This window comes from Algoriphagus namhaensis (genome assembly GCF_042649705.1).
Lineage (GTDB): Bacteria > Bacteroidota > Bacteroidia > Cytophagales > Cyclobacteriaceae > Algoriphagus > Algoriphagus namhaensis.
This window is the reverse complement of sequence record NZ_JBHRZS010000007.1, coordinates 39556-53409: the sequence shown is the minus strand read 5'-3', so window position 1 is coordinate 53409 and position 13854 is coordinate 39556. Positions and strand designations below refer to the sequence as shown.

The window sequence follows — 13854 nt, the reverse complement described above, 5'->3', positions numbered from 1 at the left end:
CACTTATCGAGCAGAGCTTCCTTTGGAGGGCAATTTTGAATGAATTTACCCGCTTCTTAGTATATTCCAACCTTCCTAGGCATTCTATGATCGACATAGCCTGAGAATGGACGTATTTACCCAACCCACTCATCCTTAAAGCATGAAAAAAATTCAACTTAGTATCGCAGCGATAGCACTCGGCATGATGAGCCTCAGTGAAGTTACTGCCCAAAAAATCAATCCTACTTCGGAAAAGGACCTGAAGTCCTCCATTGAGCAGCATGCAGCCCTATTCGCTCAATCCCCCTTAAAAGATTTTGAAGCCAGAAACGTTGGCCCAACAAATATGTCTGGGCGTATCGTGGATATAGAAGTAGCCCAAGATCGGAAAACCTACTATATCGCGGCAGCTTCGGGAGGAGTTTGGAAGACAGAAGACAACGGACAGTCTTTCACGCCTATTTTTGACAATCACGCTGCTCTAGGTATTGGAGATATGGCGCTTTCTCCTTCTGACAATAACATACTCTGGGTGGGTACTGGTGAAAACAACTCCAGTAGATCGACTTACGCAGGTGCGGGCGTTTATAAATCTGTGGATGGAGGTAAGACCTTCGAGATGATGGGGCTTTTACACTCACAACACATCGGACAGATTCAGATTCATCCTACAAATCCAGACATCGTATGGGTAGGAAGTATGGGCTCACTTTATTCCCAAAATAAAGACCGGGGTCTTTACAAAACCACTGACGGAGGTAAAACCTGGAAAAAAACACTTTTTATTGATGACAATACCGGCATCATCGATATCAAAGTTCATCCCAGCAATCCAGATGTGCTTTTGGCAGCAAGCTGGGAGCGATTTCGGCAGGCGCATGACTTCATTGGACAGGGAAAAGGTTCTGCAATTTGGAGATCTGAGGATGGCGGCGATACTTGGAAAAAAGCTGTTGATGGCTTTCCTCAGGACGAATTTGTAGGAAGAATTGGTTTTGATTTTGCGATGAGTAATCCAGACGTGGTCTATGCGTTGCTCGATAATCAAGCGAAGTCTGATCAGGAACCCGAAACCCGAAGACGCGGAAATCAGCAGGAAGATAAGGACGCGTTGAAATTTGAGGATTTTGACGGAATGAGCCTAGATGAAGCATTGGCTCTTGATGACAAAAGGCTAGAGACATTTCTTCGTAGAAATAGATTTGCTAGTATTTATTCTGCCAAAGAAGTCAAAAGACAGCTCAAGACCGGTAAGATCACCACAACTCAAATCAAGAACTACAACGGCGAGCAAGTCGATGCCAATGCTGCGCTATTTGATGCCCCTGTCATTGGAGCTGAAGTGTATAGATCCACAGATACTGGTAAAAGCTGGAGTAAAGTAAGTGAGTCAGATATCCGTAGGGTCTACAATTCTTATGGATACTACTTTGGAGAAATCCGGGTAAGTACCGAAGATGAGAATGAAGTTTTTATTCTTGGAGTTCCTTTAATGGTATCGAGAGATGGAGGCAAAAACTTTGACCGGACCGACTCTATAGGTCGACCTCATTCAGATCATCAATCTATGTGGATCAATCCGAATGACTCAAAGCACATCCTTCTTGGAAATGACGGCGGTCTATATAGAAGCTATGGTGGCGGCGCACGTTGGGATCACTTGAATACTCAAATGCCAATCTCGCAATTCTACTCCATCATGGTGGACAATGCACAACCCTACAATATCTACGGAGGCATGCAGGACAACGGAGTATGGTTTGGAAAGTCCACAGACACACCGGACAAGCCTTGGCAGTCGCTTATGGGTGGAGATGGAATGGTAGTGGCAGTGGATACTCGTGATAATAATATCGTTTATACCGGATTTCAATTTGGCGCCTACTTTAGAATCAACAAAGAGACAGGAGAGCGAAAAATGATCACTCCTGGGCATGAAATTGGGACTACCCCAAATAGATGGAATTGGAGAACTCCTGCAGAATTAAGCTATCACAATCAGGATATCGTGTATATGGGTTCGCAGTATGTCTATCAAAGCATGGACCAAGGAAGTACTTGGAAGCGAATCTCAGATGACCTCACGAAAAACGAGAAAAGTGGAAATGTTCCTTACGCTACACTTTCCGTAGTAGAGGAGTCTCCATTGGAATTTGGAACACTCTATGCAGGCTCAGATGATGGAAATATATGGGTGACTAGAAATGGAGGGTCCTCCTGGAAAAGAATAGACACGGGGCTTCCACAAAATCGCTGGGTGAGCAGTATCAGCCCCTCTCAGTATACAGAAGGCGTGGTATATGTGACCCTGAATGGATATCGCTATGATGAATTTACCACCATGGTATATAAAAGCAGCGACTATGGTAATACCTGGACATCCATCAAGGGCAACCTACCAAATGAATCGTCCAATATCATTATTGAAGACCATGTCAATCCTGGCATTTTGTACTTGGGAACCGATCACGGATTGTATGTAACCATGGATGGAGGAAATAATTGGAATCTTTTCCAAGGCTCCATTCCAAATGTCGCTATCTATGATATGGTAATCCAAAAAAGAGAAAACCACCTAGTAGTAGGTACCCACGGCCGAAGTGTGTATGTGGTGGAATTAGGTCCAATACATGAATTGGCCAAACCGGATAAAAAAGTAATGCAGTAAACAACAAAAAGCCCGATTGAAATTTCAATCGGGCTTTTTTATGTCTATTAGAAGAGTTTAAATCCTACGGAAAACACCCATTGGTTCATCCTTTGATCTGTTTGAAATTCGCCAATATTATCCGTGATGGGTCCTAGACCTCCTTCATATTTTGCGTCTAAATATAGGTTTCCAATATCCAAGCCTATACCTGCCTGATAGCCAATACTCGCTTGTTTGAAATCCACTTCCTCTACCACGCTCACTGCGTCTTTCAATTCCGAATTGATATCAATACTCGCTATTGGACCTGCCTGTATCCTAAATAGCTTAAATAATTTGAAGCCAACCATCACAGGAATATCTAGCCGATTAAATTCTGCGGTAAACTTGCTGTTTCCCCCAGGAGTAGGCCCGTCAAAAGTAAACGTTCCGCTAGTTTGAGAATAAAGAAATTCGGGCTGTACGTAAAATCCTGCTCCTCCGAATCGAGCAAAAAGTCCCAAGTGATAGCCTACCTCGGCATCACCCGGTGTAAAGTTTCCTTTTTCAAGACTAAGTTTGGTTTGACTGATTCCGGCGCGTGGACCTATGGCAAAATTCTGGGCGCTCGCTACCCCAATGGATAAAACAAGTAAAGTGAGGATAAGAAACTGTTTCATGGTAATTAGTTTAGTTCACTTTTTTCAACGCTCATGAAGGCGGAATAAGTATAGAACGCTTTAATTCAAGGGCGTGTCTACATATTTTTTTGCGAGGGAATAGAGGTCCCAAAAATCCATAGGTTTAGCAACGAGAGCATCGAAGGGAGTTTGGGAAATTCCTCGGTAGTGATTGACATCTCCGGCTGTAAAGCCAATTACGGGAATGGTTTGAGTACAGTGGTTTTGCTTTATTCTGCTGAGTAATTCCAAACCGTTCATTTCAGGCATTTGGATATCAGTAAGGATAACATTAAAAGATTGATCTATATCCAACACCTCCATAGCCTCTCTGCCGTTGCAGACAGCAGTAACTTGATCAGAGGATTTCTCAAAAATCGTCTTGAGAATAAATCGATGAACCGAATCATCTTCTACAACTAGTACCCTCATAATTTAATGAATTTAAAACAGTCCAATTTGAACTAATCCAATAACCATACCATAAAAAAAGGGATCATTTCTGATCCCTTTTCTTTTCTTTCATTCCTATTTAGGCCGCTTGAGGAGCTCCGAAGATACCGACCATGTTCAATATCAAAAGGATGATCACAATTGGACAAACCCACTTAATAAAGAAGATCCAACCAGTTCTAAATGGACCCTTAAACATAGGTGCCCCTGAGGCTAGTTCGTCTGCATAATCGGAGATTTTAGATGCCCAGCCGGTATAAAGTGCCAGCATCAAACAAATCACAATCACTGCGAATGTTCCAAAGATAAAGTCCATTGCCCCGAAGAAACCTTGGATCGGATTACTCAAGAAGGTGAACTCGATATTGGCAAAGAAATTACCCTCGATCGAGGAAAGAGCTGATGGAACGGACATCAACATCGCCGCAATACCTACTATCCACGTAGCCTTCTTTCTATTCCATTTTCTATCGTCAATCAAGTATGCAACCGGAACCTCCAACATAGAAATAGTCGAAGTCAAAGCTGCAACCATTAGCAACAAGAAGAAAAGTGCCCCGATGATCGAACCACCTGGCATCACGTCAAAAACTCTTGGAAGAACGTCAAAAACCAATGCTGGCCCTGCTGCTGGATCTTTGCCTGGCAAAAGGGCAAACAAGGCTGGAAACACCATCAATCCTCCCAATAGTGCTACCGCAGTATCCATGGTAGCAATCCAGCCTGATGACTGGATGATGTTAGAGCTTTTCGGAAGGTAAGAACCGAAGGTGATCATCAATCCCCAACCTACTGACATGGAGAAAAACGCTTGTCCTAAAGCTTGTAGGATTACTGTACCATTGATTTTAGAGAAATCCGGATTGAGATAGTATTGAATACCAGCTTCAGCTCCTTCGAGTGTCACAGAACGACCAGCAATAAAGATGATAATGATAAAGAGAATAGGCATCAAAAACTTCGCTGCCTTCTCAATACCTCCTGATACACCTCCCAAAACGATGAGGATGGTGAATAATATAAAGGAGAAAGTCAATGGAATCACATACAATGGCGTCTGAACAAACTCCTCAAAATCCACTGGTATATTGATAATCTCAGTAAAAATATAGCCCACGGTCCAGCCTGCGATCACAGAGTAGTAGCTAAAAACAAAAAAGCAGACCATCACACAAAGTACGCCTGCTAACTGCCAAAACTTATTTCCTCCGGTATCTCGGATTGCTCCAATCGGATTTTTCCCCGATCGTCGACCGAGTGCAATTTCATTGAAAAGCAAAGGTATCCCGATAAAAAGGACGCAGATGATGTAAACGAAGACGAAAGCTCCGCCTCCATTTTCTCCTACCAAGTAGGGGAATCTCCAGATATTTCCAAGACCCACAGCCGAACCTGCGGCTGCCATAATAAATCCTAGACTCGAGCCCCATTGGCCTCTACCTTCAGTATTTGCACTTGCTGCCATTATTGATGTGTTATGATTTAGGTGGTGATTTAACTCAAATTTATTAGCGGGCTAAGATAATTTGTTTTGCCAATATAGCAATCCCCGCTCGAAAAGTTTTGGGCTGAAAGCCTAACTCATTCTTCGCTTTTTCGATAATAAAGCCAGTTTTTGCTGGTCGCTTAGCTGGCTGTGTAAAGGTACTGGAGTCCGCTTTTTTGATCAGGCTTTTGTCCAGCCCAAAATAATCTGCAGTCATCAAGGCCATGTCCAGTGGAGTCAGAAAATCCTCTCCAGAAATATTGTATACTCCCTCAGCTTTCTGATTTGCAATCAAAATACAGCCAGCCGCCAGATCCTCGGCTAGTGTAGGCGTACGAAATTGATCATCCACTACTTGGATAGTCTTTCCCTCCTCTAGGGACTTCTTCACCCAAAGAATGATATTCGTTCGAGACATGTCATGCGCAATTCCATAAACCAAAACAGTCCTCGCTATGGCCCATTTTAAGGATGAAGCTATGAGCTTTTGCTCCGCAATCAATTTTGACTCGCCATAATAATTCACAGGATTTGGCTCTTCATCTTCGGTAAGAGGCCCTTTTTCTCCCGAAAAAATAAAATCCGTCGAAACGAAAATAAAATGCGATTTAACCCTCTCAGCTGCCCCGATCAAATTTTCTGTAGCTGTCACATTAGCCAGATAACAAGCTTCTCGGTCTTTTTCACAATCATCCACCTGAGTCATTGCTGCTCCGTGAATGACCGTATTCGGTTGATATTTTTGAAACACCTCCTCTACCGACTCCCGATCAGTGATATCCAAAGACACATAGGTGAATCCATCTCCAGGAAGTCTACACTCCCCTCTTCCACTGGCTAAAACTTCAAACTTTCCTTCCTCCACTAGTTGGGCAACGAGCTTTTGACCCAAAAGCCCATTTGCTCCAGTGATAAATATTTTCTCTTTAGTTGCCATCTGGATAGGTGTAATTATAGTCTTGTTGGATCTTTTTCTTACTCACTTTTTCCACACTCACTTTCATGTAAACTGGATCAAAAGGCCGATTATTTGAATTTACCGACTCAGATGCGATTTGATCGATCACTTCAAATCCACTCAAAATCTCTCCAAAAACGGTATACTCTCGATCAAGATGAGCTGAGCCGCCCATAGTCGTGTAATCTTTGATCTGTTCTTTTGTGTAATCTTTCGAGAGATTCACATTCAGAAAGGACTCGATTTCTTCTCTTTTTGACACCACCAAAGCAGTGAGGCTATCAAACTTACCTTCTTCATAAAGTCGAGAATATTCTGATCGCAGTTGGGCCTGACTGCCTAGCTCCATATATTTTAAGATAGCCTTTTGGAGCGCCTGCGTATCGGTGGTCACCTCTAATTCAGTGTAGTCCCTCCCATCCACAATATAAAATTGCGAGCCATTCGATTCCTTTCGGGGATTCACTGGATCCGGTTGTCGAGGAGCGCCCATTGCCCCCCTTTTATGAATGTGATTGGTGCGGATTTCTTGTTCTAGCGTTGGCCATTCTTGAGGAGGTAGGTTTTCTTTGGTAAACACATCACCCCCTTGGATCATAAAGCCTTTCATCACTCGCTGAAATTCGGTAGAATCAAATCGTCCTGATTGTGCCAATTCTATAAAATTCTTCTTATGTATGGGTGTATCGTCGTACAAAATACCCACCATCTCTCCATGCCTGGTCTCAATTCGAATGAGGTAATCCTGATCCGAATCACATCCTCCGAGAGCCATGCCAGACAGAATGAAAAGAAAAATCAAATACCTTTTCATGATCCTAGATTCGATTTGATTTCGTCTAGAATTCTCTTTCCGCCTGCGGCAAAAACCTTCTCTGATAAAAGCCCTCCCAATTTTTCTGGTTCATCCGCCTTTCCTTGTACCTCTATACTGATGCGCTCGCTCCCATCTAGACTTACAATCCCTCCGGTTAAGGTCAAATGCCCCTCATTTTCTCTCGCTAAAGCAAAAACAGGAATACTACACCCACCCTCTAAAACTCTCAAATAAGCTCGCTCTGCCCGTAATTCCTGAGATGTCGACGTATGATTACAGGCAGAATAAATGGCGTTTTTCATGGCCGAATCCAGTCCAGTGGACACCTCGATGGCTACTGAACCTTGACCCACCGCTGGGGTAAATTCCTCTAGAGAAAGCATGGATTGTACCTGTTGGTCATAGCCCATTCGATGAACACCAGCATAAGCCAAAAGCAAACCATCACAAAGTCCTTCTTCCATTTTACGAATTCGAGTCTGCAAATTTCCTCGAACTTCCACCGTCTGAACATTTGGGTAAAAATGCTTTAAAGTAGCTACACGACGTGTTGAAGATGTACCCAAAATCAATGGTTTGGATGAATCCGAAAGGTCTATTCCTTGCTTATGAGAAAGGATCACATCATTCACCTGCTCGCGCTGGGTAAATGCAATGATTTCAAAACCTTCAGGCAAAATAGATTGCATGTCCTTAGCACTGTGCACCGCAATATCTATTCTCCCATCAGCCAATTGATCCTCGAGCTCTTGTGTAAATACACCCTTGCTCCCAATTTTTGAAATGGAAACATCAAGAATTTGATCTCCCTTGGTATCGATAATTACGATTTCAGATTTAATATCAGCGGCTGCCAGCAAATCCTCCACATGATAAGCTTGCCACAGTGCTAATTTACTCCCTCGTGTACCGATTTTTATAATTCTACTCACTGCTCTATTTTCCGTGTCCTTTTTACTTTGTTTGCATTACTTTCAATGTATTCGACAATGGCCATGGCTACATCCACTCCTGTGGCCTTCTCGATCCCTTCTAGTCCTGGAGAGCTATTCACTTCCAAAATCAAGGGGCCACGAGAAGATTGAAGCATATCCACCCCTGCAATTTCAAGCCCCATTGCCTTTGCTGCACCAAGTGCGGCTGACTTTTCAGCCCGGCTAAGTTTGATCAAGGTGGCTCTCCCTCCACGGTGAAGGTTGGAACGGAATTCACCTTCGGCTCCCTGTCGCTTCATGGCACCTACCACTTTGCCATTCACCACAAATGCTCGAATATCTGCACCCTTCGCCTCTTTGATGAATTCTTGGATAATCACTCGAGCCTTAAGACCATTGAAAGCTTCAATCACTGACTGTCCGGCTTTTTTGGTTTCAGCTAGCACCACACCTAGACCTTGGGTACCTTCAAGTAATTTGATAATCAGAGGTGCGCCACCCACATGCTCTATAATCTGTTTTTCTCCTCCTTTGGAAAAATTAGTAAATGCCGTCTTTGGCATACCCAATCCAGCGCTTGAGAGAATTTGCAAACTGCGCAATTTGTCTCGGCTCCTTACAATAGCTTGAGAATTAACCGCGGAAAAAGTGCCCATTAGCTCAAACTGACGAACTACCGCCGTTCCATAAAAGGTAACTGAAGCACCAATTCTTGGGATAATCGCATCAATATTTTCGAGCGTTTTTCCCTTGTAAATAATAGAAGGGCCGTCTTGCTCGATGACCAAGTCACAAATGCTATGATCGACGATCAGTCCTTCGTGTCCAGCCTGGTTTATGGCCTCCATTAGTCTTCGAGTGGAATACAAACTAGGGTTTCTGGATAATACTGCAATTCTCATGGTGATGGATAAATTTTTTGATACTTCAATAAGTACAAGCTCAGCGAATTGCTTGATTTTTTCTATATGATTTGGAAAGATTTACCCGCTCTACGTCGATCAGGTATTTTCCTCGTATGGTTTGCCTCCCTAGAAGAATAGAATTCCTCATCTTGGATCTGTTGGAAAGGGTAAACTCGGTATCGAATACCTCTCCAGCTATCATTACTCGAATGGTGATCAAAAATCGTTCTTCATCATCCCCAAACGAATTTTTGACAATCTTTTTTCTAAAATTCTCAGCTTTTTGGGTTTTGCCAGTGTAGGTTTTATCTGAGCTTTTGAACGGAACAAACTTAAGCACTTCTTTGTCATTCTCCATCTCCACACGAACATCTTCAGCATGGAGCGTACTGGTATAGGCACCGGTATCGATTTTGGCCCAAATCAGATCGGGCCCAAAGGACGGAAAGGATATCTTTTCCCGCCGTCCAATTATTATTTTACCCATTTCTTTTCCTCCAAATAAGTTTAAGAATATCCATCAATAAAACCGTGAAGACCATCTTGGCATTGATGTTTCGCTCGAGGTGATAATATGCCTCATTAAATTTCTCATAAATCACACTGACATCTTCCTCTGAAAGAACTGCTCCACTAATTTTATCAATAAAATCTCGCTCCTCATCCTGTGTCCTGAGAAGGGATTCAAGGGATAGATTTTTGAGTAAGATTTCGCGTAACACGAACATGCCGGTGAGTAAAAGTGACTTTTGCGTTTCGATATCCGATTTTGACAAATCATTCACGAGGTCAAAAACCCCTTTCAAATCTCTAGTAGCGCATTTTCTAAACCAGTCACGGATAGTTAAGACCTGCTTGTCCTCGACTTCGTCTCGTAACTTGTATGCCTCACGCATGCTTCCATCCGATAGCACCGCAAGCTCATTTGCCTTTTCGGGGTCCATCTGAAAGGTCTGCTGCATGTGCTTAGATATCTCCTGATCTGTAAAACCCCTCACGAAAACTTTTTGAGTCCTCGAAAGGATAGTGGTCAAAAGCTTCTCTGGGTCAGAGGTAATTAAAAGAAAAAGTGTCTTTTCCGGCGGTTCTTCGATGATTTTCAAAAGAGCGTTTGCAGCAGCCGCATTCATGTATTCCACTCCCCAGATCATCATGGTCTTAAATCCTCCTTCAAATGATTTGAGCGAAAGAGTCTGAATTATCTGTCTTGCGGCATCTTTAGAAATATTCAATTGCTTTTTTTGCATAGAATTATGCACGATGTAGTCGTGAATATTTCCGTAAGGATGCAGCGTAGCAAATTTCCTCCAACCGGCTAAATCATCTATTTTATCATCTTTCAGCTCCTCCTTCGTTCGGGTGATCTGGGGAAATGCAAAATTTAAATCCGGCAAAATAAGTTTGGCCATACGCTGGCATGAGGCGCAGGTTCCACAAGAATCAAACTCTTCAGGATTTTCACAATACATGTAACTAGCTAGGCCAAGTGCCATGGGTAGTGTGGCAGAACCTTCTGGGCCATGAAAAAGTAAAGCATGTGCCAAATGGTTGTTTTTAACCGAATTGACAAGCTTCTGTTTGGTCTCCTCAAGACCTGGGATCGTAGAAAAGCGCATAGTATCGATTAGGAGTTTTTCTCCCAAATCCTGTAAATTTTAGTGTAATCGTAAACCGTCTCTAGCATTTCCTTCTCGACATCGGTCCACTCAATTGATCGTCTACCCATTACGGCCTGGGCGGTTTGGGCAAATTTCGGAAACTGGAAAGTCGTAAATCCAGCAGCCCCACCCCAAGAGAATGAAGGGACGAAATTCCTGGGAAAACCTGGGCCAAAAATATTAGCTCCCACTCCTACAACCGTCCCCGTATTGAACATGGTATTGATCCCACACTTCGAGTGATCCCCCATCATCAGTCCACAAAATTGCAATCCTGTATTTGCAAAGCCGCCCTTGGTATATTCCCAAACCTTCACAGGCGCGTAATTATTCTTCAAATTACTTGTGTTAGTATCTGCTCCGAGATTGCACCACTCTCCCAAAACTGAATTCCCTAAGTATCCTTCATGGCCTTTGTTGCTATACCCAAAAATCACTGAGTTCCCGACCTCTCCTCCTACTTTAGAATGTGGTCCTACTGTCGTATCGCCTCTGATTTTTGCCCCCATATTTACCACTGAGCTTTCACCCAATGAAAAAGGGCCCCGGATCACAGCACCTTCCTGAATTTCAGCATTGGCACCGATATAGATTGGCCCATCTTCAGCATTCAAAATTGCAGCACGGATTTTCACTCCCTCTTCGATAAATATATTTTCGGGTGCATAGACCTTAGTAAATGGATCAGAAATTTCAGCAGATTTTCTCCCTTTTGTCAAAAGCTTAAAATCCTGACGGATTTGGGATCCATTAAATTGGAAAATATTCCAAACCTTCTGAACCAAAACCGGCTCAAAACCGAGCTCCACTGGAATTTTCTTACTTACCTCAGACAAGTTCTTCTCAGTCTCGCCGATGTAGCAGGCCATCAGGGTCTTGCCAAAGTAAAGCGCTTCAGTTCCCCTCAGCGCCGCAAGAGCTTTAGTAGACTGCTCATCTGGAAGCCAGGCCCCATTGATCCATAAAGCGGAAGAATCAGTGCCAGGGAATTTGGCCTGCAAATAATTCTGGGTATGAAAACGAGCCTGTTTCTCGAGGACTTTTTCCCATTTCTCCGAAATTTTTAAAATGCCCACACGTATATCCGCCACCGGTCTAGTAAAGGTGAAAGGGAGCAAGGATCCTCTAATTGCCGGATCGTCAAACAGTACAAATTCCTCCATGGGGTAAAAATAAAAAAGTCTTCCGGAATCTATGCTCCAGAAGACTTTTATGACCAAATAGTAAAGAATTATTTCTTTGCGTATCGTCTGTTGAATTTCTCCACTCTACCTGCAGTATCGAGCAACATTTTCTTACCTGTGTAGAACGGGTGAGACTGAGAGCTAACTTCGATCTTATACACTGGGTATTCTTTACCGTCTTCCCACTCCATGGTCTCAGAAGTCTCGATAGTTGATCTAGTCAAAAACTTAAACTCGCTAGAAGTATCGTAAAATATTACGTCTCTGTAGTTTGGGTGAATATCGCTTTTCATATGGCTATGTGTTTAATCCCTTTTGTAAAATGAGAGTGCAAAGTTATTCTTTTTCCTAAAAATGACCAAATGTTTGTTCGCTATTTCTTCAGATAACTTTCTGAGAATAAAAAGTCTCGCAAAATAGCTAAATCAGGCACAGTATTTTCTTTCTTGTATCCTTTATTTAGTTTTCCACGATGCAACACAACTTCAGCTTTATGAAGGCTTGGGGACTAGTTCTCCTACTTTTCACCCCATTTTTAGCTTCGGCTCAAGGAAGCTACGTCCCTTTTGATCGAGATTATTATCACAGATTTGAGCGGTATGAGATTCTGCAGGGCGGCAACAATCCTTTTTTCATGACGGGATTCAAGCCTGTGCGTAGAGATATTTTAGCAAAATACCTGGATAGTCTTTCTACCAGTCCGGTGATTAAATCCAGATCAGATCGATATAATATCGAGTACCTGAGCCAAGACAATTGGGAATTTGTCACTCAAGAAACTCCCGAGTCAAAGAAACCCCTTTTCAACACTTTATATAGACGCCCTGGAGATTTTGCGCATTATTACTCGGATGAGTTTGATATTCACCTTAGCCCAGTTTTTTATCTCAATGGGGGATTTGAATCAGACAATGATCAAAATCCCAATCGCTTGACGCGTGGCGTGGTAGTGAGAGGAGCCATCGACAGGAAAGTGAGCTTTTATACCCAATTCACTTCATCGGAAGCCTTTTTCCCTTCATGGGTCAAGGACTTTGCCGAATATAATGGAGCTGTCCCTGGAGAGGCATTCTGGAAAGAATACCAAACCGACGGATATAGCTACTTTTCCGCTCAGGGCCATGTGAATTTCCATTTCACCAAAAATATCCAAGCCCAAATCGGACACGATCGGAATTTCATAGGAGAAGGCTATCGATCTTTTTTGCTCTCGGATTTCTCTACTCCTTACATGTTTGTGAAGCTAAACACCAAAGTCTGGAAGTTTCAGCTCACGAACCTCTGGACTCAAATGACAGCTGACGTCTTTTACGATCGAGGCCGACCCACGGATGGACGATACCCCCAAAAGTGGTTTTCCATGCACCGCCTTGGACTGGACGTGGGTAAAAAATTGAATATTGGCTTTTTTGAATCCGTCATGACCGACCAGGCTAATTTCAACTATTTCAATCCAATCATCTTTTTTCGATGGGTGGAGCAATCCTTAGGCACTCCGGATAAGGTGATGCTTGGAACGGATGCCAAATGGAATTTTTATCCTGGGATGCAGCTCTATGGACAGTTTGCGTTGGACGAATTTGTATTTAATGAGTTTTTTGGGATCGATGGCAAAAACTCCAAACGCAATAAATACGGTGTCCAAGCTGGGTTTAAATACATTGACATGTTCAAGATTTCTAATCTAGACTTACAACTGGAATTCAACGCTGCTAGACCCTATACTTTCCAAGAAAAGCAAGATTTCCAATCCTACAGCAACTGGAGAAACCCACTCACACATCCTCGAGGTGCGAATTTCAGGGAATTCCTATCTGTCATCAGATATCAACCACTCCCAAGACTAAACATGACATTACTGGCGATGTACCAACTTTATGGTGCAGATCCTGATGCGGAAACCAACTGGGGTGGCGACGTGCTGAAAAACAGATTGGTTGGAAGCCCAACGGGTCTTTTTGATAATGTAATCGGGCAGGGAATTGAAAACCAACTGGTGCAGGCAAATCTGAATGCTTCGTACATGTTGAAGCACAACTTCTTTATCGACGGCGGTTTTACCTACCGCCGTAGAACGGCCGAAGATTTAGACTCGCCTGCATCGAGCAACTATATCCAGCTGGCTTTACGTTGGAATTTTGTACGTCCAGATTACAATTTCTAAAAA

Annotated in this window: 13 protein-coding genes; 2 read left to right on the top strand and 11 right to left on the bottom strand. The window is 43.0% G+C overall.

Translation table 11 applies throughout. The features are described from left to right. Positions 1–142: 142 nt before the first annotated feature. Complete coding sequence (locus ACFOSV_RS08565) at positions 143–2650, top strand: WD40/YVTN/BNR-like repeat-containing protein (protein WP_377905434.1); 2508 nt, start codon at positions 143–145, stop codon at positions 2648–2650. A 47-nt stretch (positions 2651–2697) separates the two neighbouring features. Here the strand turns inward: ACFOSV_RS08565 and ACFOSV_RS08560 are convergent, their stop codons facing one another. The 11 genes from ACFOSV_RS08560 to ACFOSV_RS08510 form a co-directional block, all read right to left on the bottom strand. Continuing rightward, positions 2698–3291 carry a porin family protein gene (locus tag ACFOSV_RS08560; RefSeq protein ID WP_377905432.1) on the bottom strand — a complete coding sequence of 198 codons (594 nt, stop codon included), beginning with the start codon at positions 3289–3291 and terminating at the stop codon, positions 2698–2700. A gap of 60 nt (positions 3292–3351) precedes the next feature. Next, positions 3352–3723, bottom strand: coding sequence for a response regulator (locus tag ACFOSV_RS08555; protein WP_377905431.1), 372 nt, complete (start codon positions 3721–3723; stop codon positions 3352–3354). Between the two features lie 100 nt (positions 3724–3823). Continuing rightward, positions 3824–5209 (bottom strand): sodium-dependent transporter, encoded by a 1386-nt coding sequence (locus ACFOSV_RS08550; RefSeq protein WP_377905429.1) that lies wholly within the window; start codon positions 5207–5209, stop codon positions 3824–3826. Between the two features lie 43 nt (positions 5210–5252). Then, positions 5253–6167, bottom strand: coding sequence for an SDR family oxidoreductase (locus ACFOSV_RS08545; RefSeq protein ID WP_377905427.1), 915 nt, complete (start codon positions 6165–6167; stop codon positions 5253–5255). Further along, positions 6157–7002 carry a peptidylprolyl isomerase gene (locus tag ACFOSV_RS08540; RefSeq protein WP_377905425.1) on the bottom strand — a complete coding sequence of 282 codons (846 nt, stop codon included), beginning with the start codon at positions 7000–7002 and terminating at the stop codon, positions 6157–6159. Before ACFOSV_RS08540 ends, ACFOSV_RS08545 begins: the two co-directional genes overlap by 11 nt. Then, positions 6999–7937 carry a hydroxymethylbilane synthase gene (gene hemC / locus ACFOSV_RS08535; protein WP_377905423.1) on the bottom strand — a complete coding sequence of 313 codons (939 nt, stop codon included), beginning with the start codon at positions 7935–7937 and terminating at the stop codon, positions 6999–7001. The genes ACFOSV_RS08540 and hemC overlap by 4 nt, the downstream gene beginning before the upstream one ends. Next, positions 7934–8842: a 30S ribosomal protein S6--L-glutamate ligase gene (gene rimK, locus ACFOSV_RS08530; RefSeq protein WP_377905421.1), complete on the bottom strand. Its 909-nt coding sequence runs from the start codon at positions 8840–8842 to the stop codon at positions 7934–7936. The genes hemC and rimK overlap by 4 nt, the downstream gene beginning before the upstream one ends. Before the next feature lie 40 nt (positions 8843–8882). Further along, positions 8883–9332 (bottom strand): ATP-dependent zinc protease family protein, encoded by a 450-nt coding sequence (locus tag ACFOSV_RS08525; RefSeq protein WP_377905419.1) that lies wholly within the window; start codon positions 9330–9332, stop codon positions 8883–8885. Further along, entirely contained in the window at positions 9325–10461 is a 1137-nt protein-coding gene (locus ACFOSV_RS08520) for a DNA polymerase III subunit (RefSeq protein WP_377905417.1), read from the bottom strand. Before ACFOSV_RS08520 ends, ACFOSV_RS08525 begins: the two co-directional genes overlap by 8 nt. A gap of 8 nt (positions 10462–10469) precedes the next feature. Continuing rightward, entirely contained in the window at positions 10470–11666 is a 1197-nt protein-coding gene (locus tag ACFOSV_RS08515) for a GlmU family protein (protein WP_377905415.1), read from the bottom strand. Between the two features lie 68 nt (positions 11667–11734). Beyond that, a complete protein-coding gene (locus ACFOSV_RS08510; RefSeq protein WP_377905413.1) occupies positions 11735–11980 on the bottom strand; it encodes a type B 50S ribosomal protein L31 in 246 nt (81 codons plus the stop codon). A 179-nt stretch (positions 11981–12159) separates the two neighbouring features. Between ACFOSV_RS08510 and ACFOSV_RS08505 the strand changes: the two genes are divergently transcribed. Then, the gene (locus ACFOSV_RS08505) at positions 12160–13851 is read left to right on the top strand and encodes a hypothetical protein (RefSeq protein WP_377905411.1); all 1692 of its coding nucleotides are present in this window, start codon (positions 12160–12162) and stop codon (positions 13849–13851) included. Positions 13852–13854: the final 3 nt, after the last annotated feature.

Bases quoted from the DNA above. Each gene is read 5' to 3' on its own strand.
- ACFOSV_RS08565 (WP_377905434.1), top strand. From the start codon at position 143: ATGAAAAAAATTCAACTTAGTATCGCAGCGATAGCACTCGGCATGATG.
- ACFOSV_RS08560 (WP_377905432.1), bottom strand. From the start codon at position 3,291: ATGAAACAGTTTCTTATCCTCACTTTACTTGTTTTATCCATTGGGGTA.
- ACFOSV_RS08555 (WP_377905431.1), bottom strand. From the start codon at position 3,723: ATGAGGGTACTAGTTGTAGAAGATGATTCGGTTCATCGATTTATTCTC.
- ACFOSV_RS08550 (WP_377905429.1), bottom strand. From the start codon at position 5,209: ATGGCAGCAAGTGCAAATACTGAAGGTAGAGGCCAATGGGGCTCGAGT.
- ACFOSV_RS08545 (WP_377905427.1), bottom strand. From the start codon at position 6,167: ATGGCAACTAAAGAGAAAATATTTATCACTGGAGCAAATGGGCTTTTG.
- ACFOSV_RS08540 (WP_377905425.1), bottom strand. From the start codon at position 7,002: ATGAAAAGGTATTTGATTTTTCTTTTCATTCTGTCTGGCATGGCTCTC.
- rimK (WP_377905421.1), bottom strand. From the start codon at position 8,842: ATGAGAATTGCAGTATTATCCAGAAACCCTAGTTTGTATTCCACTCGA.
- ACFOSV_RS08525 (WP_377905419.1), bottom strand. From the start codon at position 9,332: ATGGGTAAAATAATAATTGGACGGCGGGAAAAGATATCCTTTCCGTCC.
- ACFOSV_RS08520 (WP_377905417.1), bottom strand. From the start codon at position 10,461: ATGCGCTTTTCTACGATCCCAGGTCTTGAGGAGACCAAACAGAAGCTT.
- ACFOSV_RS08515 (WP_377905415.1), bottom strand. From the start codon at position 11,666: ATGGAGGAATTTGTACTGTTTGACGATCCGGCAATTAGAGGATCCTTG.
- ACFOSV_RS08510 (WP_377905413.1), bottom strand. From the start codon at position 11,980: ATGAAAAGCGATATTCACCCAAACTACAGAGACGTAATATTTTACGAT.
- ACFOSV_RS08505 (WP_377905411.1), top strand. From the start codon at position 12,160: ATGCAACACAACTTCAGCTTTATGAAGGCTTGGGGACTAGTTCTCCTA.